This is a genomic window from Paludibacterium sp. B53371 (assembly GCF_018802765.1).
Taxonomy (GTDB): domain Bacteria; phylum Pseudomonadota; class Gammaproteobacteria; order Burkholderiales; family Chromobacteriaceae; genus Paludibacterium.
The window spans coordinates 3,371,880-3,390,956 of record NZ_CP069163.1 but is presented as its reverse complement, the minus strand read 5'-3'; the positions used below and the strand labels follow the sequence as shown (position 1 = coordinate 3,390,956).

General features: G+C 60.9%; 22 protein-coding genes, 1 rRNA gene, 1 other RNA gene and 1 riboswitch. Of the genes, 18 read left to right on the top strand and 6 right to left on the bottom strand.

Annotated elements, in window-relative coordinates; all coding sequences use genetic code 11:
* The 6 genes from rrf to JNO51_RS16175 all read left to right on the top strand — a co-directional run bounded on the left by rrf (nucleotide 1) and on the right by JNO51_RS16175 (nucleotide 4,221).
* A 5S ribosomal RNA gene (rrf, locus tag JNO51_RS16200) occupies nucleotides 1-115 on the top strand.
* 224 nt (nucleotides 116-339) lie between these two features.
* On the top strand, nucleotides 340-1,203 hold the full coding sequence (locus JNO51_RS16195) for a ferritin-like domain-containing protein (RefSeq protein ID WP_215779350.1): 864 nt from the start codon (nucleotides 340-342) through the stop codon (nucleotides 1,201-1,203).
* Nucleotides 1,178-1,681 carry an adenylyltransferase/cytidyltransferase family protein gene (locus tag JNO51_RS16190; RefSeq protein ID WP_215779348.1) on the top strand — a complete coding sequence of 168 codons (504 nt, stop codon included), beginning with the start codon at nucleotides 1,178-1,180 and terminating at the stop codon, nucleotides 1,679-1,681. Before JNO51_RS16195 ends, JNO51_RS16190 begins: the two co-directional genes overlap by 26 nt.
* Nucleotides 1,674-2,639, top strand: a complete 966-nt coding sequence (locus JNO51_RS16185; RefSeq protein WP_215779345.1) for a biotin--[acetyl-CoA-carboxylase] ligase — start codon at nucleotides 1,674-1,676, stop codon at nucleotides 2,637-2,639. Before JNO51_RS16190 ends, JNO51_RS16185 begins: the two co-directional genes overlap by 8 nt.
* Entirely contained in the window at nucleotides 2,636-3,352 is a 717-nt protein-coding gene (locus JNO51_RS16180) for a type III pantothenate kinase (RefSeq protein ID WP_215779343.1), read from the top strand. Before JNO51_RS16185 ends, JNO51_RS16180 begins: the two co-directional genes overlap by 4 nt.
* Nucleotides 3,349-4,221, top strand: a complete 873-nt coding sequence (locus tag JNO51_RS16175) for an SPOR domain-containing protein (RefSeq protein ID WP_215779340.1) — start codon at nucleotides 3,349-3,351, stop codon at nucleotides 4,219-4,221. Before JNO51_RS16180 ends, JNO51_RS16175 begins: the two co-directional genes overlap by 4 nt.
* 42 nt (nucleotides 4,222-4,263) lie before the next feature.
* Here the strand turns inward: JNO51_RS16175 and JNO51_RS16170 are convergent, their stop codons facing one another.
* On the bottom strand, nucleotides 4,264-4,875 hold the full coding sequence (locus JNO51_RS16170; RefSeq protein ID WP_215779338.1) for a histidine phosphatase family protein: 612 nt from the start codon (nucleotides 4,873-4,875) through the stop codon (nucleotides 4,264-4,266).
* Nucleotides 4,876-4,945: 70 nt separating this feature from the next.
* A riboswitch (cobalamin riboswitch) is annotated at nucleotides 4,946-5,149 on the top strand.
* Between the two features lie 131 nt (nucleotides 5,150-5,280).
* On the opposite strand from JNO51_RS16170, the gene JNO51_RS16165 reads away from it, so the two are divergent.
* From JNO51_RS16165 to JNO51_RS16115, 11 genes are all read left to right on the top strand, one after another.
* Nucleotides 5,281-7,317: a TonB-dependent receptor gene (locus tag JNO51_RS16165; RefSeq protein WP_215779336.1), complete on the top strand. Its 2,037-nt coding sequence runs from the start codon at nucleotides 5,281-5,283 to the stop codon at nucleotides 7,315-7,317.
* 55 nt (nucleotides 7,318-7,372) lie between these two features.
* The gene (locus JNO51_RS16160) at nucleotides 7,373-8,266 is read left to right on the top strand and encodes a cobalamin-binding protein (RefSeq protein ID WP_215779334.1); all 894 of its coding nucleotides are present in this window, start codon (nucleotides 7,373-7,375) and stop codon (nucleotides 8,264-8,266) included.
* A 21-nt stretch (nucleotides 8,267-8,287) separates the two neighbouring features.
* Entirely contained in the window at nucleotides 8,288-8,494 is a 207-nt protein-coding gene (locus tag JNO51_RS16155; RefSeq protein ID WP_215779331.1) for a hypothetical protein, read from the top strand.
* On the top strand, nucleotides 8,491-8,805 hold the full coding sequence (locus JNO51_RS16150) for a cell division protein ZapA (protein ID WP_215779329.1): 315 nt from the start codon (nucleotides 8,491-8,493) through the stop codon (nucleotides 8,803-8,805). The genes JNO51_RS16155 and JNO51_RS16150 overlap by 4 nt, the downstream gene beginning before the upstream one ends.
* Before the next feature lie 25 nt (nucleotides 8,806-8,830).
* A non-coding RNA gene (ssrS, locus tag JNO51_RS16145) (6S RNA) lies at nucleotides 8,831-9,014 on the top strand.
* A gap of 41 nt (nucleotides 9,015-9,055) precedes the next feature.
* Nucleotides 9,056-9,712: a 5-formyltetrahydrofolate cyclo-ligase gene (locus JNO51_RS16140; protein ID WP_215779327.1), complete on the top strand. Its 657-nt coding sequence runs from the start codon at nucleotides 9,056-9,058 to the stop codon at nucleotides 9,710-9,712.
* Between the two features lie 17 nt (nucleotides 9,713-9,729).
* Nucleotides 9,730-10,683, top strand: coding sequence for a prolyl aminopeptidase (gene pip, locus JNO51_RS16135; RefSeq protein WP_215779325.1), 954 nt, complete (start codon nucleotides 9,730-9,732; stop codon nucleotides 10,681-10,683).
* Nucleotides 10,684-10,813: 130 nt separating this feature from the next.
* On the top strand, nucleotides 10,814-13,408 hold the full coding sequence (gene leuS, locus JNO51_RS16130) for a leucine--tRNA ligase (RefSeq protein ID WP_215779322.1): 2,595 nt from the start codon (nucleotides 10,814-10,816) through the stop codon (nucleotides 13,406-13,408).
* 49 nt (nucleotides 13,409-13,457) lie between these two features.
* Nucleotides 13,458-14,033, top strand: coding sequence for an LPS assembly lipoprotein LptE (gene lptE, locus JNO51_RS16125; protein ID WP_215779320.1), 576 nt, complete (start codon nucleotides 13,458-13,460; stop codon nucleotides 14,031-14,033).
* Complete coding sequence (gene holA / locus JNO51_RS16120; RefSeq protein WP_215779317.1) at nucleotides 14,014-15,018, top strand: DNA polymerase III subunit delta; 1,005 nt, start codon at nucleotides 14,014-14,016, stop codon at nucleotides 15,016-15,018. The genes lptE and holA overlap by 20 nt, the downstream gene beginning before the upstream one ends.
* Before the next feature lie 216 nt (nucleotides 15,019-15,234).
* Entirely contained in the window at nucleotides 15,235-15,513 is a 279-nt protein-coding gene (locus JNO51_RS16115) for a hypothetical protein (RefSeq protein WP_252346122.1), read from the top strand.
* A 3-nt stretch (nucleotides 15,514-15,516) separates the two neighbouring features.
* Here the strand turns inward: JNO51_RS16115 and JNO51_RS16110 are convergent, their stop codons facing one another.
* The 5 genes from JNO51_RS16110 to JNO51_RS16090 all read right to left on the bottom strand — a co-directional run bounded on the left by JNO51_RS16110 (nucleotide 15,517) and on the right by JNO51_RS16090 (nucleotide 18,337).
* Nucleotides 15,517-16,065 carry a lytic transglycosylase domain-containing protein gene (locus tag JNO51_RS16110; protein WP_215779314.1) on the bottom strand — a complete coding sequence of 183 codons (549 nt, stop codon included), beginning with the start codon at nucleotides 16,063-16,065 and terminating at the stop codon, nucleotides 15,517-15,519.
* 96 nt (nucleotides 16,066-16,161) lie between these two features.
* Nucleotides 16,162-16,632, bottom strand: coding sequence for a 23S rRNA (pseudouridine(1915)-N(3))-methyltransferase RlmH (rlmH, locus tag JNO51_RS16105; RefSeq protein WP_215779312.1), 471 nt, complete (start codon nucleotides 16,630-16,632; stop codon nucleotides 16,162-16,164).
* Between the two features lie 41 nt (nucleotides 16,633-16,673).
* Nucleotides 16,674-17,042, bottom strand: a complete 369-nt coding sequence (gene rsfS / locus JNO51_RS16100; protein ID WP_215779310.1) for a ribosome silencing factor — start codon at nucleotides 17,040-17,042, stop codon at nucleotides 16,674-16,676.
* Between the two features lie 48 nt (nucleotides 17,043-17,090).
* The gene (nadD, locus tag JNO51_RS16095; protein WP_252346121.1) at nucleotides 17,091-17,762 is read right to left on the bottom strand and encodes a nicotinate-nucleotide adenylyltransferase; all 672 of its coding nucleotides are present in this window, start codon (nucleotides 17,760-17,762) and stop codon (nucleotides 17,091-17,093) included.
* A 2-nt stretch (nucleotides 17,763-17,764) separates the two neighbouring features.
* Nucleotides 17,765-18,337: a carbonic anhydrase gene (locus JNO51_RS16090; protein ID WP_215779308.1), complete on the bottom strand. Its 573-nt coding sequence runs from the start codon at nucleotides 18,335-18,337 to the stop codon at nucleotides 17,765-17,767.
* A gap of 319 nt (nucleotides 18,338-18,656) precedes the next feature.
* Here JNO51_RS16090 and JNO51_RS16085 point away from each other — a divergent pair, with 319 nt between their 5' ends.
* Nucleotides 18,657-19,004 (top strand): metalloregulator ArsR/SmtB family transcription factor, encoded by a 348-nt coding sequence (locus tag JNO51_RS16085; protein ID WP_215779305.1) that lies wholly within the window; start codon nucleotides 18,657-18,659, stop codon nucleotides 19,002-19,004.
* Nucleotides 19,005-19,077 lie beyond the last annotated feature (73 nt).

The following is a 19,077-nucleotide window of genomic DNA, read 5'->3' as shown; positions in this document are numbered from 1 at the left end:
TCTGGCGGCCATAGCGAGGTGGTCCCACGCCTTCCCATCCCGAACAGGACCGTGAAACGCCTTAGCGCCGATGATAGTGCGGCATTCGCCGTGTGAAAGTAGGACACTGCCAGACTCCCCATGCAAAGCCCAGACCACCAGGTCTGGGCTTTTTGCTTTGTGGCCATCGTGCCCCTTGCTTCAGCCTCAAGTCATTTTGTTTGTCAGAATTTCTGGCATGCCGTTCCTCCCAAATTCCTCATCAAAATCAGGCAGATTTGATGCAAGTCAAAAGAATGCTTTCGTCAGGGCGCTTCCTGTCCTACAATCGACGCCTCAGAGATCCGTAGAGGAGAGGCCATGTTGTATCCCGAACTGTTTGCCCAGCTGGAAAAGGCGCGCTGGAATATGGCGCAGGACATTCCCTGGGATGAATTTGACGCTGGCAAACTGTCCGAAGAGCAGGCCAAGACCATCAAGATGAATGCCATCACCGAATGGGCGGCCTTGCCGGCCACGGAGATGTTCCTGCGCGACAACCGCAACGATTCCGATTTTTCCGCCTTCATGTCCATCTGGTTCTATGAAGAGCAGAAGCATGCCCTGGTGCTGATGGAGTATCTGCGTCGTTTCCGCCCGGATCTGCTGCCGAGCGAAGAAGAACTGCATGCTGTCCGCTTTGAGTTCGATCCGGCCCCGCAGCTGGAAACCCTGATGCTGCACTTCTGTGGTGAGGTACGCCTGACGCAGTGGTATCGCTGTGCCGCTGACTGGCATCAGGAGCCGGTCATCAAGCACATCTACAAGACCCTGTCGCAGGATGAGGCACGTCATGGCGGTGCCTATCTCAAGTACATGAAAAAGGCCATTGAGCGCTGTGGCAATGAGGCCCGTGCTGCCTTTGCCAAGATCGGTCTGCTGATGGCTTCTTCTTCCCGTTCCAACAAACCGCTGCATCCGACCAATCTGCACGTCAATCAGAGTCTGTTCCCGAACGACACCGTCCAGTCGCGTCTGCCCGACCCGGCATGGCTGGAAGCCTGGTTGTCGAGTCAGATTCACTTTGATGAAACTTGGGAAGCACGTGTGGTGGGTGGTATCCTTCGCAACTTGTCTAATCTGTTTGAGCGGCCGATTGAAACGATTCAATCCTTGAATCGGTACCGCAAAGAATTGACGGCGAGTCTGAAGGAGCCAAATGTCGTACCCAACCCCGCTGTTTGAGCAAAAACTGTGTGCCCCGGACGAACTGCCTGGCCGTTTGTCCGGCTTACCCCGCCCCCTGGTCTTTACCAACGGCGCCTTCGACATCATCCATCGCGGTCATGTGACCTATCTGGCCCAGGCCCGCAGCCTCGGTCAGGGACTGATCGTGGCGCTCAATACCGATGCCTCGGTCCGTCGTCTGGGCAAAGGTGCCGATCGGCCGATCAATCCGCTGGAAAACCGTGCGGCAGTGATTGCCTCTCTGGAGTGCGTGTCGCTGGTGACCTGGTTTGACGACGATACCCCGGCGGCCCTGATCGAGCTGATCAAGCCCGAGATCCTGGTCAAGGGAGGGGACTGGCCGATCGACAAGATTGTCGGTTCGGCAGAAACCCTGGCCCGTGGCGGTGAGGTGCATTCAATCCCCTTCCTTTTCGCTACCTCGACGACGGCCACACTGCAAAAGATCCGCGCTTCGGAGCCGGGTCATGGCTGATTGGCCGTTTGCCGTGCTGCGTGCGCTGTCGGATGGCAAATTTCATTCCGGCGAAGCCATCGCGCAGCAGCTGGGCTGCTCGCGCACGCTGATCTGGCAAGCTGTGCATACCATCCAGACCGAGTTTCAGCTGCCGGTCTTCAGCGTACGCGGTCAGGGCTACCGTCTGGTCGAGCCGTTCGACTGGCTGGATGTCGCGACCGTGCGTGCCGAGTTGTCTGCAGACTGTGCGGAAACCTGGACGCTCGCCGTCGCCGATCAGGTGGATTCGACCAATACCCAGTTGATGAACCGCGCAAACAGCGATGGCCTGCACGGACTAGTGCTGGCTGCCGAGCTGCAAAGCGCGGGTCGTGGCCGCCTCGGTCGCGCCTGGCATGCCCGGCTGGGGGACTGTCTGATGTTCTCGCTGCTGTGGCGCTTTGACCGTGGCCTGGCCGAGCTGGCTGGCCTGTCCCTGGCCATCGGCCTCGCGCTGGCGCGTGTGCTGCGTGCCCTGGGAGCCCCGGTTGAGCTGAAGTGGCCGAATGATGTGCTGCTGGATGGCCGCAAGATGGCCGGGATCCTCATCGAGCTGTCGGGCGATGCCCTTGGGCCGGCCGCCGTGGTCATTGGCATCGGCATCAACCTGCAAGCTCCGCAGGGAGTGGATCAGGCCGTGGCTGGTCTGCGCGAGTGTGGCATCCGCATCAGCCGCAATCATTTGCTGGCCCTGCTGCTCAACGAGTTGCATCAGGTGCTTTGCGCCTTCAACCAACATGGTTTCGAGCCGCTGGCATCGGAATGGATGGCACTGTCTACCCATCAGGACAAGCCGGTCCGGCTGAGCTTCTCGCATGGCCAGCCGATTGAAGGCGTGGCGCGCGGGGTGGCTGGCAATGGCGCCCTGCTGGTGGATACCCCGCAGGGTCGGCAGGTGTTTCATGTCGGGGAAGTCAGCTTGCGGAGTGCGACATGATTTTGCTGATCGATGCCGGCAATACCCGCATCAAGTGGGCGGTGTATCAGGGCGAGCAATGTCTGGCACAGGGGGCGCTGGAGCATCAGGCCATTGAAACCCTGTCGGCGCAGCTGGCGTCCTTTTCGCTGGCCCGCGCCTATGGTGCCGCCGTGGTGCAGCCCGAAGTTTGTCATCGCATCGAACAGCAACTGCCGTGTCCGCTGCAGTGGGTCGAGACAGCCGTGGTCACCGCCGGGGTACGCAATCATTATGTCGATCCGCGCCAGATGGGGGTGGATCGCTGGCTGGCCGTGCTGGCGGCCCGCCGTCTGGTGCAGGGCGATGTGGTGGTGGCCAGTGCCGGCACCGCGCTGACCGTCGAGGCGCTCACCGCCGAGGGGGACTACCTTGGCGGCCTGATCATGCCGGGCTATCGTCTGATGCTGGATGCACTGGCAAAGAACACTGCGCGGCTGGATCAGCCCGCCGGGCAATGGTGCGATTTTCCACAACAGACAGCCGATGCGCTGGCCAGCGGGGCACTGGATGCCATGGCCGGCGCCATCGGGCGGCTGCGGCTGCGGCTGGCGCAGCATACCGGTCGTCCGCTGGCGCCGTTGCTGCTCAGTGGCGGGGATGCCGGCAAAATCGCCCCGCTGCTCGCAAGCCCCTGTGAGATCGTGGATAATCTGGTACTTACCGGTTTATTAGAAGTGGCGGACAAGACATGAAGTGGTTTCTGGGCCTGGTCGTGGCATTGAATCTGTTTGTCGGCGTGGTGGCCTTGCTGCGCCAGCACGATCCCGTGGATATCCACAGCCATGAAGTCTCACCCGAGCAACTGAAGGTATTGCCGGCCGGCTGGCAGCCGCAGGCGTCGGCAGCCATGGCCGCCTCGGCGCCCTTCGTGGCCTCGGCACCCCTGACCCTGACCCAGACGGTCACTTCGCCGCTCGGCAAGGCCGCATCGGCCCCGGCGGCCTCGGCGCCGACTGCCAAGTCCGCCGTGTCGCCCAAGGGTGACAAGCCTGCTGCCAAGGCACCCGCCCAAAATGACAAGTCCGCCGCGCACGACAAAGCCAAGGTTGCCTCGGTGCCGGCCGCCCATGCCGGCGAGCCGGTGGCCCGCCAGTGCGCCCAGTGGGGTGGCCTGAGCCAGGCGCTGCTGGATCGTGTGAAGGGCGGCTTGCCGACGCTGCGTCTCAAGTCGGCGCAAATGCACAGCCAGCTGGTGGACGACAGCAGTGCGACAGGCGGTAATCTGCGCTACTGGGTTTACATCCCGGCCAAGCTGGCCAGCAGCAAACTGTCCGGTGAGTTGGCGCAAAAGGGATTCGACAACTACGTGGTGCAGAACGAAGGCGACTTCAGGGGGGCGTTGTCGCTGGGCCTGTTCGGCAAGCAGGAGGGGGCACAGGCACTGGTCGACAAACTGAAGAAGGCCGGCTACCCGAAGGCCGAGATCCAGGCTCGGGGCAAAACCCAGCTGACCCGTCTGGATTTCAGCGATCTGAGCGACAGCCAGTTCAAGGCGCTCGGTGCGCTGCAACAGCGCCTGACGCCGGGCATTGCCCTCAAGACCGTCGCCTGCGGACGATAGGCGATCAGGTGATCAGCAGGGGCGGAGCGATCCGCCCCTTTTTCATGCCGCTCCGCCGCCCAATGGCGCGTCCAGTCGCATCAGATAGGCCGGATGATCCTGCAGAATCGACAATTGCACGAAGCCGCCGGGCTGAACCGTGATCAGCCGTGCCACACTCCGTTCCATTTCCAGTAATTCCGCCAGCAGGATGGTAATCACCGGTGCATGGGTCACCAGCACGCGGTGACAGCCGCGCGAGGCGGCGATCCAGGCAGAAAAGCCGCTGAGCACGCGGGTATGGAAGGCTTCCGGCGATTCGCCGCCGGGTGGCGTCAGTTCGCCCTGGCGCCATTGCGCCTCCCAATTCGGTGTCTGTTCGCCCAGCTCGCTCAGCGGCACGCCTTCCCATTCCCCCAGATCCTGTTCGGAAAAACGCTCATCCACCTTGAGGGGGACCGAGGCGGCCAGCGCGCGCCGGACGGCGAATTCGCGGCAACGATTGAGCGGGGAGGTAGCCATGCAGGAGACCGGCGCCAGGGCGGCGATTTGTTGCCAGCTGCGGTCCATCATGGCACTGCCTGCTTCGGTCAGCGCTGCCTCGCGCTGGCCGGTCAGCAGGTTCTGGTGGTCGATGTCGCCGTGACGCAGCAGCGTCAGCGTATAGGGGTTCATGGCAGATCTGTCAGGTTTGACAAAGGCTTATGACCTTATTCCAAGTCAAGTTTTCTGGCAACCACAAACGGGTATAATGCCGCCGTCAGGTGCTTGCCAGCCAGTCGGCCAGGCGAGTGAAACGGGAAGCCGGTGCAAGACCGGCGCTGCCCCCGCAACGGTAAGGTCCGGCGTGTCCCTACGCCAGGGCTTCGCAACCAGCCACTGCCCTCGGGCGGGAAGGCGCGAAGCCAGTGACCAAGCCCGGAGACCGGCCTGGCCAGGGTGTGAGTGGATGCACACCCCACAATGCTTGGCGTATCGCGGGGAAGCGATCACACAGCCTGTATGCCTGCCGGTGTCATTCTGTCGTGCTGTTGTCCTTGGCGTGCCGCAATAAAAATGTTTTTACGGATGACAGAGAACATGTTCCAACTCAGACACGGTGTCGCCCTGGTCGCGCTTTGCTTTGCCGGCGCTGCCCTGGCCGATGATCTTCCCGAATTCAATGGTGGTGACGTGGTTGTGACCGCCAGTGGTGTACCGCAGACACGTGGCGTGGCGCCGGTCAGCGTTAGCGTGATTACCGCGCAGGATATCGCCAACAGCAGTGCCCGCACGGTGCAGGAAGTGCTGTCCTCTGCTGCCGGGATCAATGTAATTAATATGGGTGGAACCTCCTCTCAGGTTGATTTGCATGGATTTGGCATAGGCGGTATCAGCAATACGCAGATTTTGGTCGATGGCGTGAAACAGAATACCAATGATCTTGCCGCCCCTGACCTGAGCTATATTCCTTTAGCCAGTATTGAGCGTATCGAAGTTGTGCGTGGCAGTGGCGCCGTTCAGTATGGGAGTGGTGCAACTGGGGGGGTGATAAATATCATCACCACCGCAGGTTATCCAGAGAAGTCATCGGTGAGTCTGACTCAGATGTTTGGCAGTTTTAACACACGTCAAACAGATGCCCATTTCAATTTGGCAGGGGTACGCTTCAGCCTGGACGGTTATGGCCAGTCTTTGAAAACTGACCATTATCGCCTTAACAATGATGAACGCAGGGACGCAGGTGGTTTGGGGCTAAATTGGAAGCTCGACGATGGCAAAGTGCGCCTGTATGTCCGCTCTAGTAGCGATAGTGAGCGACTACCAGGTCCTGTGTATGTGCAGCCAGCAAACGGCGTGAATCAGTTTAATACTAATCCGACTATCTCGAATAAGTTGTATGACAATGGCTTTGTTAAAAATAATGAGGTTGGCGTGCAGGGTGATCAAGCCATAGGTCTTGGCCGTCTCTATTTCCAATTGGCCTCACGTGATAAACGTACGGATTCGACTTATGGGCCGAATAGCTTTTCTCATACAACTAGTTGGTGGTCGGACCAACGGTTGCTGACTGAAGATAGTGGCAGCCTACGTTATGTCCTGCCTTTTGCTGTGGATAATCGTGTCACAATCGGTACCGACTGGATGTTCGGGAATGCTACGGATAACTCTAATAATCTGCCAAATGCATTTCCCTATCTCAGCTCGACATCTTCCAAGCAACGACATCAGGCACTGTTTTCTGAAGCAGAGTTAGGTCTTTGGTCTGGCGCGCGTATCACCATCGGTGGTCGCGTCCAACGTGTAGATGATCTTGTTCATAACACCAATACTTATGCAACCTTTGGTTCGACCACAGATCTGGAGCTGCATGCATGGCAGTTGGGTATGAGGCAGGCATTAGGGTCAGACTGGAGTCTTTTTGCGAATCATGCCCAGAGCTTCCGCCTGCCAAACTCCGATGAGCTAGTCAATAACAACAATGTTGTTGCCCTCCAACCTCAACTGTCTCACGATCAGCAGCTTGGTGCAGAGTGGGTTAACCGCGATAGTCGTGTTCGAATTGATATATTCCGCTCTGATGTGACTAATGAGATTGCTTATATTCCGAATGCCATTACATTAAATTACGGGGCAAATGTGAATTTGCCTAAGACACGTCACCAGGGGCTTGAAGTAGAGGGGCAAACGCGGCTTATGCAGGTACTTGATCTGCATGGCAACCTAACTTGGCAAAAAGCCACATTTAAAGAGGGTAGTTACAGCGGGAGCAGCCTTGTAGGACGGTCTATTCCAATGGTCCCTCAGGTAATGGCCAACCTTGGGATATCTTGGTCAATAAGAGAGAATACTCGGCTGAATGTGGATGCTCAGTACGTAGGCAAGCAATATATGGACAATGATCAGGTGAATCAATATCCAAACCAGCTACCTGCCTATACTGTGGTGAACACCAAATTGACGCAGAAGTTCTCGCGCAATTTGAGCGGCTCCTTCAGCATCAATAACCTACTGGATAGACACTATGCAACCTATGGTGCTGTGATCCTTGACCCAAGCACGGGCATGGCTACCGGGTATGGTCTTTATCCCTCAGACTCGCGTACCTATCAGGCGACGCTGACCGTTAACTTCTAAGTTCGAACCCCCGCCCACCGCCCGCCATCCCAGCGGGCGGTCTATCATGCCGACTATGCAAACGAATCGATTTTCTGTCCGGTTGACCCTGGCCCTGGTAGGGGTGGTGGCGTCATGGAATACCCACGCCCAGGTCAGCGTGCGCGACGGCACCGGCACGCCGGTGACGCTGGCGCAGCCTGCCCGGCGCATCGTCACGCTGGCGCCGTCCACCACCGAGCTGGTGTATGCCGCCGGGGGCGGTTCGCGCATGGTGGCGACGGTGGCGTTCAGCGATTACCCGCCGGCGGCGAAACAGCTGCCGCAGGTGGGGGATCTGATGGGCGTCAGCCTGGAAGCGATTCTGCGCCAGCGGCCGGATCTGGTGGTGGCCTGGAAGGATGGCAGTGCGCCGCAGCTGTTGCAGCGTTTGCGTGCCCAGGGGGTGGCGGTGTTTGTCAGCCATCCGCTGGCGCTGGACGATGTGGCGCGCGAGCTGCAGTCCCTCGGCCGACTCAGCGGTACGCCGGCGGTGGCCGATCAGGCGGCTGCCGCCTATCGGGCGCGCATTGCCGCCGTGCGGCAGCGTTACCAGGGCCGGCCGCCGGTGACGGTGTTTTATCAGATGAGTCAGTCGCCGCTGTTTACCGTCAGCAATGCCAGCTATGTCGGCGCGGTGCTGCAGCTGTGTGGCGGGCGCAATCTGTTTGCCGGGCTGGCCGCGCCGGCGCCGCAGGTGAGCCGCGAGGCGGTGATTGCCGGACGGCCGCAGGTGATGCTGGCCGCCAGTACGCAGGAGCTGGCGATCTGGGATGGCTGGAAGGCGATTCCGGCGGTGGCACAGGGCACGCGCTATGCGGTGAATGTCGATCTGGCCAGTCGGCCCGGCCCGCGTCTGGCGCTGGGGGCTGAGGCCATTTGCGCCACGCTTGACCATGCGCGTCAGGTGATCGGTTTGACGCCTCGCTGAGGCTTGGCTATGCTCGCCGCCATGGACAAAGAACTTGAATCACTGGAAACCCGGGTCGCGTCGCTGATTGCGCGCATCGGTGAGATGGGGGTGCAGAACACCCGTCTGTCCGAAGCACTGGCACAGGCGCTGAAGGAAAATGCCGATCTGCATTTCCGCCTGGAAGAAACCCGTCAGCGTGTGGCCACGCTGATCGAGCGTTTGCCGGGCACCGAGGAGGACGCATGAGCGAAATCGTGCAAGTGGATGTGTCGCTGCTCGGGCGGCATTTCACCATCGGGACTTCCGCCGAAGAACGCGATACGCTGCTGGAAGCAGTGCATCTGCTGGAAGAAAAGATCGAAGCCATCCGCGGCCAGGGTAAAATTGTTGATGCCGACAAAATTGCCATCATGGCGGCATTGAATATTGCCCACGACTTGCTAAAAACAAAAGTGGGGGAAGGCTTGGAGATGGCGGCCTTTCAACGTAGAATACGCAATATGAGCGAGGCAGCTGAAACCGCCTTGCAAGAAAGCCAGCAGTCACTGTTTGAGTGATTGCCGCTTTAACAGATTTACCGGTTACCCCCTGCGGTGTTTGTGACGGCTCAACAATTCCTTTGAACCAATGCGTTCGCTTTGGTTGCCAGCAGTAAGTAGCACTGGCGCGCCGCGTCCCTCGAGGATGCGCCCGATGTGTGAGGCAGGCGACCCCCTGGAAACAGGGTTCAAGCGAATTTAGCCCGAACGGCACTCGCGGGGGCCTCTCTTCCGATCGTCCCACCCCATGCGGATGATGGTCCCCCAGATGACTCCCCCCCCAATCACCACGCTGCCCGATGACAAACTGGCCCTGCGTCGTGCTGTGCGTCGCGCACGCATGGCCCTGCCGCCGTCGCAGCGGCGGCGCGCCGAGCAGCAGATCGCCCGGCTGGCGGCGCGTTTCCTGCGGCGGGGCAAGCGGATTGGCGGCTATCTGGCTTCTGGCTCGGAGCTGGATATCGAAGCCCTGCTCGGCCGTGCCCTGCAGCGCGGCGCCACAGTGTATCTGCCGGTGATCCCCGACAAGGGGCGCCGTCTGTGGTTCTCGCGCCTTGGCCCGGACGACCGCTGGTATCGCCACCCGCGCTATCCGATTACCGAATATGCCGGCCCGGTGCTGCGCGCCGAGCGGCTGGACGTGCTGTTTGTGCCGCTGCTGGCGGTCGATCAGGATGGCTATCGGCTGGGGCAGGGCGGTGGCTTTTACGATACCACCCTGCACGCTGCCGGTCGGCAGCGCCCCTTGCTGGTCGGGGTGGCGTTTGACTGTCAGCGCGTGGCGCGCGTCCCGCGCGAGGCCTGGGACATCCGCCTCGACTGGCTGGTGACCGAGGCCGGGATTTTCCGCTTTGGCCCGGCCATGACAAACGTTTGCGCTGTCACCGCCAACTCCCGCACAATGCAGGCTGACCTTCAGCCCTGATCGGGAAATCGTTCTCCATGCTTTATCCTGCCATCGCCCCCTACGAAAGCGGCATGCTGCGCCTGGACGAGTTGCACCAGATGTACTGGGAGCAGTGTGGTCGTCCGGATGGTTTTCCGGTGCTGTACCTGCATGGCGGGCCGGGGGACGGCTGTGCGCCGATGTGTCGCCAGTTGTTCGACCCGGGGTTCTACCGCGCGGTGCTGTTCGACCAGCGCGGCAGTGGCCGCTCGGTGCCTCGCGGCGAATTGCGCGCCAATCGCACGGATCTGCTGGTGGCGGATATCGAACGGCTGCGCGAGCACCTGGGGATCGAGCGCTGGCTGGTGTTTGGCGGCTCCTGGGGCAGCACGCTGGCACTGGCCTATGCCGAGGCCCATCCGGAACGGGTGGGCGGCCTGATCCTGCGCGGCATTTTTCTGGGGCGCGAGCGGGATGTCGACTGGTTCATGCATGGCATGGGACGGTTTTTCCCCGAGGCCTGGGCGCAATTCCTGGCACCGATTCCTCCCGAGGAGCGAGGCGATCTGCTGCAGGCCTACTATCGCCGCCTCAGCAGCGACGATCCGAGTGTCTATCTGCCGGTCTGTCAGGCATGGGGAGGCTGGGAGGCCCACTGTGTCTCGCTGTTGCCGCGCGCCGATGCCATTGAGCGTGCCGCCAGCCCCTATCTGTCGCTGCCGCTGGCACGGCTTGAGGCGCATTACTTTGCCCATCAGCTGTTCCTGCAGCCGGATCAGTTGCTGCGGGAGATCGGGCGGATCGCCCATTTGCCGGCCTGTATCGTCCAGGGGCGCTACGATGTGATCTGTCCGCCGGAGGGGGCTTATGCGCTGGCGGCAGCCTGGCCCAAGGCCGAGCTGTGTCTGGTCGAGGCGGCGGGTCATTCGATGTGGGAGCCGGCGGTGCTGGCGGCGCTGATGGATCGCCTGGAACGCTTCAAGCTGTTTCTGGGGCGCGGATCAGTCTGAATTCACGGGTTTTTTCCCTTTTTGACCACGCGCGGGGGACAAATCCTCGCGGTCGGCTTCTGCCATTTACCTTTGCCCGGCTATAATCGTCGGATCGACTTTCAGGCAAAGCATATTTCCCGGGATCACCATGCAAGAACATTACACATCGCACGAGGTTGAAACCTCGGCACAAGAATACTGGGCCAAGAACAAGGTTTTCCAGGCCGTCGAAGACGCATCGCGCGAGAAATACTACTGCCTGTCGATGTTCCCCTATCCGTCGGGCAAGCTGCACATGGGCCATGTGCGCAACTACACCATCGGTGACGTCCTGTCGCGCTTCAAGCGCCTCAATGGCTTCAACGTGCTGCAGCCGATGGGCTGGGATGCCTTCGGCCTGCCGGCGGAAAACGCCGCCATGAAGAACAAGGTGGCGCCGGCCGGCTGGACCTACTCCAACATCGACTACATGAAGAACCAGCTCAAGAGCCTTGGTCTGGCGATCGACTGGGAGCGCGAGCTCGCGACCTGCAAGCCGGATTACTACCGCTGGGAACAATGGCTGTTTACCCGCCTGTTCAAGAAGGGTGTGATCTACAAGAAGGCCGGCGTGGTCAACTGGGACCCGGTCGACCAGACCGTGCTGGCCAACGAACAGGTGATCGACGGCCGCGGCTGGCGTTCGGGGGCGCTGGTCGAGAAGCGCGAGATCCCGATGTATTACTTCAAGATCACCCAGTACGCCGAAGAGCTGCTGAATGATCTCGACAAGCTGGAAGGCTGGCCGGAGCAGGTCAAGACCATGCAGCGCAACTGGATCGGCAAGAGCCGCGGCATGGAAGTGGGTTTCCCCTATGGCGATGGTTCCGGTGACGTGCTGAAGGTATATACCACCCGTCCGGACACCCTGATGGGGGTGACCTATGTCGCCGTGGCGGCGGAGCACCCGCTGGCTACCCGGGCGGCTGCCGGCAATGCCGAACTGAGCGCCTTCATTGCCGAGTGCAAGAAGGGCGGTGTCTCGGAGGCCGATCTGGCTACCCAGGAAAAGAAGGGCATGCCCACCGGTCTGACCGTCAAGCATCCGTTCACCGGCGCCGATGTGCCGGTCTGGGTCGGCAACTATGTGCTGTGGGGCTATGGCGAGGGTGCGGTGATGGCCGTGCCGGCGCATGACGAACGTGACTTCGAGTTTGCCGCCAAGTACCAGCTGCCGATGAAGAGCGTGATTCGCCCCGCCGATGGTTCGTCGCTGGCCGAACCGCTGACCGCTGCCTATACCGAGCAGGGCATCCTGTTCAACTCCGGCGAGTTCGACGGTCTGGATTATCAGGGTGCCTTCGACCGCATGGCCGGGGTGCTGCAGGCCAGGGGGCTGGGTGCGCCGCGTACCCAGTACCGCCTGCGCGACTGGGGCATCAGCCGCCAGCGTTACTGGGGTTGCCCGATTCCGGTGGTGCACTGCCCGCATTGCGGCGACGTGCCGGTCCCGGAAGATCAGCTGCCGGTGGTCCTGCCGGAGAATGTGGTCCCGGATGGCGCCGGTTCGCCGCTGGCCAAGATGCCCGAATTCTACGAAACCACCTGCCCGAGCTGCGGGGCGGCCGCACGGCGCGAAACCGATACCATGGACACCTTTGTCGAGTCCAGCTGGTACTACGCGCGCTATGCCTCGCCCAATTGCAGTGAGGCCATGGTCGACAAGAAGGCCGCGGATTACTGGCTGTCGGTGGATCAGTACATTGGCGGTATCGAGCACGCCATCCTGCACCTGCTGTATGCCCGTTTCTTCCACAAGCTGATGCGTGACGAAGGTCTGGTGTCGACCGACGAGCCGTTCGCCAGCCTGCTGACCCAGGGCATGGTGGTGTGCGAAACCTTCTTCCGTGACGTCGAAGGCGGCCACAAGGACTGGATTGCGCCGAATGACGTGGTGATCGAGCGCGATGCCAAGGGCAAGATCGTCAAGGCGACCCATCGCGTCGACGGCCAGCCGGTGCAGATCGGCGGCATCGAGAAGATGTCCAAGTCGAAGAACAACGGGGTCGACCCGCAAGACCTGATCGAGAAGTTCGGTGCCGATACCGCGCGCCTGTTCATGATGTTTGCCGCGCCGCCGGATCAGTCGCTGGAGTGGTCGGATGCCGGCGTCGAAGGGGCACATCGCTTCCTGCGCCGCTTGTGGAAGACGGTGTACGAGCATGTCAGCCAGGGCGTGGTGACCCGCTATCAGGGCGGTGAGCTGAGCGATGGTCTGAAGGAGCTGCGCTTCAAGCTGCATGGCACCATCCAGAAGGTGACCGACGATTATGGCCGCCGCCAGCAGTTCAATACCGCCATTGCGGCGGTCATGGAGTTGCTCAACACCCATGACAAGACGGATACCGGCAGCGATGTCGGCCGCGCCGTGGCGCAAGAGGTGCTGGAGGCAGCGGTGATCCTGCTGTCGCCGATCGTGCCGCACATCACCGAAACGCTGTGGGCCGAACTGGTACCGGGCAGCCGCCTGCTGGAACAAGGCTGGCCCAAGGTTGATGAGAGTGCCCTGGTCAAGAGCCAGCTGGAGCTGATGGTGCAGGTGAACGGCAAGCTGCGCGGCAGTGTCGTGGTGGCCGCCGATGCTGATCAGGCGACCATTCAGCAGGCCGCACTGGCCAATGCCAATGTGCAGAAGTTCATGGAAGGCAAGCCGGCGCGCAAGGTGATTGTCGTTCCGGGCCGACTGGTCAATATCGTCGTGTAATCCACACCGGGGCAGCGTTCCGGCTGCCCCGTTCTTACAAAGGCATGTCATGACCCGTTTATTCTCGACACTGTCCATGCTGTTCCTGCTTGGCCTGCTGGCCGCCTGCGGCTTCCATCTGCGCGGTCTGGCGGATGGTACCCAGCGACAATTCCCGTTCAGCCGGCTCTATATCGATGTGGGTGCGGGTTCGAGGCTGGCGGCGCCACTGTTGCTCGCCATGAAGTCTTACCCGAACATCCAGGTCATGGATCAGGCGGCGACGGCTGATGGCGTCTTGCGCATCCTCAGCGAGAAGACCAACAAGGATCTGTCCTCGATCGACCGGAGTGGTCAGGCCAGCGAATATCGCCTGAGCTATGTGGTCACGGCGCAGGTGTGGATCAATGGCCGGCAGATCGGTCCGGATATTGTGCTGAACCAGAGCCGTACCATGACCTATACCGACTCGGCCGTACTGGGCAAGGATCAGGAAGAAACCCTGCTCTGGGGCGATATGGCGCGCAACGTGGCGCAATTGATGGTGTATCGCCTGTCCAATACCCGTCTGTTGCGCGAAGCGGCGTCCGAAGCCGCCGCAGTGGCGCCGGCTGCCAGGGCCAGTGATGCCGTCACTCAGCACTGAGGCCTTGCCAGCCAGCCTGTCGCGCGGGCTGGCGCCGCTCTATCTGATCCACGGCGAAGAGGCGCTGGTGGCGCTGGAGGCGGCCGATCAGATCCGGCAGGCCGCCCGCCAGCAAGGTTATCTGGAGCGCGAGGTGTTGACGGTCGAGGCCGGTTTCGACTGGTCGGTGCTGCGCGATGCCATGAGCAGCGTGTCTCTGTTTGCCTCGCTCAAGGTGCTGGAAATCCGGATTCCGGGCGGCAAGCCCGGCAGTGAGGGGGCCGAGGCGCTGAGCATGCTGGCGGCCAACTTGCCGCAGGATACCGTGACGCTGGTGTTGCTGCCGAAGATGGATCGCCAGCAGCAGCAAAGCAAGTGGTTCCAGGCGCTGGAGAAGGCCGCCACCGTGCTGCAGGCCAGTCTGGTGGATCGTCAGGCCCTGCCGGGCTGGGTCAGCCGACGCCTCAAGGCGCAGGGGCAGACGCTCAATGCCGAGGCACTGGCCTTCTTTGTCGACCGGGTCGAGGGCAATCTGCTGGCGGCCCGCCAGGAAGTCGACAAGCTGGCCCTGCTGTATCCGGCCGGTGAGCTGACGCTGGAGATGCTGCGTGCAGCGGTGGCCAATGTGGCCCGTTTCGATGTGTTCCACCTGTCCGAGTCCTGGATGGAGGGCGATGCGCCGCGGGCGACACGCATGCTCGAGGGCCTGGAAGCCGAGGGCGAGGCGCCGGTATTGGTACTTTGGTCGTTTGCCGAAGATGTGCGCATGTTGCTGCGCCTGCGCCAGGGACTCAAGGATGGTCGCAATGTCCGTGACCTTGGCCGCGAGCTGCGTCTGTGGGGCAACAAGCAAAAGCTGGCCGAACCGGCCTTGCGGCGCATCGGTGCCCGACGCCTGATGCAGGCGCTGGAAACCTGTGCCCGCGTGGATCGTCAGATCAAGGGGGTCGAGCAGGGTGAACCCTGGTCAACCTTGAAAGTCCTGGCCCATCAGCTGGCCCTGTGAATGCATGACCTGAGACGCCGTCCGTCGGTCATGGACACCATTTAAGCCCGATAGCATCGGGCTTTTTTTATTTCCATTCCATAAAATGACAAATAGATAACTTCGCTTGCGATAAATTCAGACTCTCCCTAGACTGGCAACCATTAGATTTAAAGTAAAACAATTATTATTTATATATTGTTTAGAAAGAATCTTCCCGGACCAGGAGGCTGAGCGATGGCAAGTGTAGGAAATGGCTTAAACCGTGTGCGCAGCAAGGTGGTGCTGATGGAGAGCATCCACCAGTTGCTGGAAATCTTGCTGGATGCCGGCGAGCCACGGGTCGTGCATTGGGACGGACGGATACTGCGCATGCACAAACTGAGCTCGCGCAAGGCACGACAGATCTTTCAATCCCCGCAGTCCTTCCCGGGGCTGCTGGGGGTGTACGATCACAATGCCATCTACCGTGACATTGCCGACCCGCTGGGCGAGATGCTCGGTATCCAATTGTAGGGTTCACCAGGTTTCCCGGATGGGCAAACCCTCATCACGCAGAATCAGCACCCCGCGCTGCGCCGGGGGCAGCAAGCCGGTGGCAGCACGATAGTGACGCAGGACCCGGGCAACATACTGTGCCGTTTCCGGATAGGGGGGGATGCGGTTGCCGTAGCGCAGCACCGCCCCTTCCCCGGCGTTATAGGCGGCCAGCGCAAGGGGCAGATTGCCGTCAAATCGTTGCAACAGCCAGACCAGGTAGCGACTGCCTGCCTGCAGGTTCTGCACCGGGTCCTCCAGCACCGTGGCACCAAAACGACTGCCGGTGGCGGGGATCAGCTGCATCAGCCCGATCGCTCCCTTGGCCGAGCGTGCCCGCGGGTCGTAGCCCGATTCCACCCTGATCAATGCGTGCAGCAAATCCGGATCAAGACCAAAATGCATGGCGGTTTGAGAAATCAGCTGGAGTAAAGCGGGGGGGGCCATACGACCCTGGCGTTCGGCAGCGCCGGCCTCAGTGGGCCACGCAGGCACCAGCAGCAAGGCAAGGAGATAGGGAAGACGCCACATGTCAGCCGCCAGACGAGATAAATTCTGGATGCTAACGGGCCGTGGGGGAGGTGACCAGAGCGGCCGGCCTAAGGGCCAGCCGCCTGCAGGCAGTGGCTATTCGCGGTGGTAGGGGTGATTGTTGAGAATGCTCACCGCACGGTAGAGCTGTTCGACCAGCAGCACCCGCACCATGCCGTGCGGCATGGTCAGTGCCGAAAGTTGAAGCAAGGTGTCGGCCTTCTGCTTCAGCTCGGCAGACAAGCCGTCTGCGCCGCCGATCACGAAGCACAGATCCTGACCATCCTGCAGCCATTGCTGCATCTGGTTGGCCAGCTGAACCGTGGTCCAGTTGCGGCCCCGCTCATCCAGCACGACCAGCGTTGCGCGCGGCGGTATCGCCGCCATCAGGCGCGCATGTTCTGCTGCGATGCCCTTTTCCGCCGTGACACCACCGCCGCGTTTCTCCGGCTTGATTTCCTTCAGCTCCAGGCTGATATCGCGCCCGAATCGCTTGGCATAGTCTCCGAAGGCGTCATCGACCCAGCGTGGCATTTTCGTGCCAACGGCAAGAATGGTAATCCGCATTGACTTCCTGTCAGCCGGCTAGAGAAGACGGCATCAGCGACTCAGACCACTTTCCACGGCTTGGCGCCGGCCGGAACGAAAGACGGCTTTTCTCCGCCCCAGAGCGCTTCGATATCGTAGTAATCGCGCACCGCAGGCAGCATGACGTGAATCACTACGTCGCCGGCATCCACCAGCACCCACTCGCCGAACTCTTCACCCTCGGTCCCGATGATGTCGGCACCGGCTTCCTTGAGCTTGACGCAGACGTTGTTGGCCAGCGCCTTGACCTGGCGGTTGGAGTCGCCGGTACAAACAATCAGGTGCTGGAACAGCGAGGTCAGATCGCGCGTATCCAGCTCGATAATGTCCTTGCCCTTGATGTCTTCCAGGGCATCGACTGCCACTTTTACGATTTCAGAGATTTCCATGAGTCCCTTCCGGTAAGGCTGGATGCATCATCAGGGATGCATCTGTCGTTATGGGTGAGATCCCGTGCCCTGACCTGACGACTGTCGATAGAGCCCGTGATTATGAATATAGGAGGCGACGGCCGGTGGTACCAGATGTGATATGTCCAGCCCCTTGTCCAGCGCATCGCGCACGGCGCTGGCCGACAAGTCAAGCGGCGGCAGCGCAAGGCGCAGGATTGTACCAGAGGCGGCCGTGTTTTGGGCTGACGATGTCAAGCGGCGCTGCCATTGTGCCGCAATCGCCGGGGGCAGCGACGCCGTACTGGCGCCGGGACGCATGGCTACGGCCAGGTGGGCCAGGGAAAACAGCGATTGCCAGCGGTGCCAGCGCTCGAGCTGCAACAGCGAATCGCCACCGATCAGGAACCACAATGGCACATCCGGGCCGATTTCCTGTCGGATTTCCGCCAGGGTATCAACCGTAAACGACGGACCCTGACGATTCAGCTCCCGCTCGTCCACTTCGGTATCCGGTTCGCCGGCAATGCCCAGCCGGACCATCGCCAGGCGGTCGGCGGCACTGGCCACCGTGCCGGCCCGATGATACGGATCACCGGCAGGCACCAGCCTGAGCCGTGTCAGCCCGGCCTCATGGCGAAACGCGCTGGCCATGCGCAGATGTGCGGTATGAAAAGGATCGAATGTGCCGCCAAAGACACCGACAACCGGATTGGGCACGATCAGGCGTCCTGTGTGGACCTGCCGTCCACGACCAGCTTGAGCAGACCGGTTTCGGGGTGAATGACCAGCCCGTGCACGGGGATATCATGCGGTACCAGCGGATGCTGGCGAATGACGCTGACGGTATGGCGTACGCTGTCCTCGACGTTGGTAAAGCCCTGCAGCCAGTTGTCCAGATCAATGCCGGCCGCGCGCAGGGTATCGATGGTCGCCGTGCTGACGCCGCGGGAAACCGCCGCATCGAGCACCTGTTCGGGATCGATGGCATTCATGCCACAGTCCATGTGAGCCACCACGCAGATCTCGTCGACCCGGAGCTGATAGATGGCCACGACGATGCTGCGCATGACGGAACCCCAGGGGTGCGTTACCAGTGCGCCGGCGTTCTTGATCAGCTTCGCATCGCCATTCTTCAGGCCCATGGCCTTGGGCAACAACTCAACCAGTCGAGCGTCCATGCAGGCAAGAACCAGCAGGTTCTTGTCGGGAAACTTGTCCGTTTTGAACTGTTCGTATTCACGATTGTCTACGAATGTCCGATTGTGTTCGAGCATGGTGCCCAGCACGCTCATCGCGGTACTCCTTGCTGGCCGTTGACCGGCACCGGCTTCTGGCCAGTGTCCGGTACGGCGGGTTTCGATTGCGCTGATAGTAACGCGAGAACCGTCGCAAGGCTACGCTTGCCACGGCGAGGCCGAAACGGGCTGGTCCGGGTCCAGTCCGTTCGGTCAGTTCGGCAAGATTGTGTGAACTCATTCGCTACGCTTTTGTCATTACCTAAGGTCGGCCATTGATTTCAAAGAGGAATCATCACTGGCAGATGCCGTACCCGTGGTCAAACCAATAACAACATCCTCCTCATTACATGCACTGGCTCGAAGGAATAATGTCATGGATTTGTCTGAACTGAAGAAAAACGCCAGCAAGGCAGCCGCGCTGCTGAAGAGCCTGGCCAACGAAGATCGCCTGATGTTGCCGTGCCAGCTGGTTTCGGGCGAAAAGGCCGTTTCCGAACTGGAGAGACTGACCGGCATCCGGCAACCCACCCTGTCGCAACAACTGGGTGTTCTGCGCAACGAAGGTCTGGTGGCCACCCGGCGTGACGGCAAATGGATCTTCTACAGCGTGGCCAGCCGCGAGGCGATGTCCATGCTGTCGACCCTGCAGTCACTCTACTGCACCGAGTCGATCCGCCGGCACGAACTGGCCGATCGCAAGGAGCTGGCGACCAGCCTCTGAAGGCATCTGAATGCAGGCAATATCTTCTAACCGATTTGCGTGCATGATGGTCGTGATGCGGAATATCATAGCT

Coding starts and splice junctions, on each gene's coding strand:
- JNO51_RS16175 (WP_215779340.1), top strand. CDS start 3,349: ATGAAGTGGTTTCTGGGCCTGGTCGTGGCATTGAATCTGTTTGTCGGC.
- JNO51_RS16190 (WP_215779348.1), top strand. CDS start 1,178: ATGTCGTACCCAACCCCGCTGTTTGAGCAAAAACTGTGTGCCCCGGAC.
- JNO51_RS16155 (WP_215779331.1), top strand. CDS start 8,288: ATGGACAAAGAACTTGAATCACTGGAAACCCGGGTCGCGTCGCTGATT.
- rlmH (WP_215779312.1), bottom strand. CDS start 16,632: ATGCGGATTACCATTCTTGCCGTTGGCACGAAAATGCCACGCTGGGTC.
- JNO51_RS16115 (WP_252346122.1), top strand. CDS start 15,235: ATGGCAAGTGTAGGAAATGGCTTAAACCGTGTGCGCAGCAAGGTGGTG.
- JNO51_RS16170 (WP_215779338.1), bottom strand. CDS start 4,875: ATGAACCCCTATACGCTGACGCTGCTGCGTCACGGCGACATCGACCAC.
- JNO51_RS16140 (WP_215779327.1), top strand. CDS start 9,056: ATGACTCCCCCCCCAATCACCACGCTGCCCGATGACAAACTGGCCCTG.
- leuS (WP_215779322.1), top strand. CDS start 10,814: ATGCAAGAACATTACACATCGCACGAGGTTGAAACCTCGGCACAAGAA.
- pip (WP_215779325.1), top strand. CDS start 9,730: ATGCTTTATCCTGCCATCGCCCCCTACGAAAGCGGCATGCTGCGCCTG.
- JNO51_RS16085 (WP_215779305.1), top strand. CDS start 18,657: ATGGATTTGTCTGAACTGAAGAAAAACGCCAGCAAGGCAGCCGCGCTG.
- JNO51_RS16185 (WP_215779345.1), top strand. CDS start 1,674: ATGGCTGATTGGCCGTTTGCCGTGCTGCGTGCGCTGTCGGATGGCAAA.
- JNO51_RS16090 (WP_215779308.1), bottom strand. CDS start 18,337: ATGAGCGTGCTGGGCACCATGCTCGAACACAATCGGACATTCGTAGAC.
- holA (WP_215779317.1), top strand. CDS start 14,014: ATGCCGTCACTCAGCACTGAGGCCTTGCCAGCCAGCCTGTCGCGCGGG.
- JNO51_RS16160 (WP_215779334.1), top strand. CDS start 7,373: ATGCAAACGAATCGATTTTCTGTCCGGTTGACCCTGGCCCTGGTAGGG.
- JNO51_RS16110 (WP_215779314.1), bottom strand. CDS start 16,065: ATGTGGCGTCTTCCCTATCTCCTTGCCTTGCTGCTGGTGCCTGCGTGG.
- JNO51_RS16180 (WP_215779343.1), top strand. CDS start 2,636: ATGATTTTGCTGATCGATGCCGGCAATACCCGCATCAAGTGGGCGGTG.
- JNO51_RS16150 (WP_215779329.1), top strand. CDS start 8,491: ATGAGCGAAATCGTGCAAGTGGATGTGTCGCTGCTCGGGCGGCATTTC.
- lptE (WP_215779320.1), top strand. CDS start 13,458: ATGACCCGTTTATTCTCGACACTGTCCATGCTGTTCCTGCTTGGCCTG.
- JNO51_RS16195 (WP_215779350.1), top strand. CDS start 340: ATGTTGTATCCCGAACTGTTTGCCCAGCTGGAAAAGGCGCGCTGGAAT.
- JNO51_RS16165 (WP_215779336.1), top strand. CDS start 5,281: ATGTTCCAACTCAGACACGGTGTCGCCCTGGTCGCGCTTTGCTTTGCC.
- rsfS (WP_215779310.1), bottom strand. CDS start 17,042: ATGGAAATCTCTGAAATCGTAAAAGTGGCAGTCGATGCCCTGGAAGAC.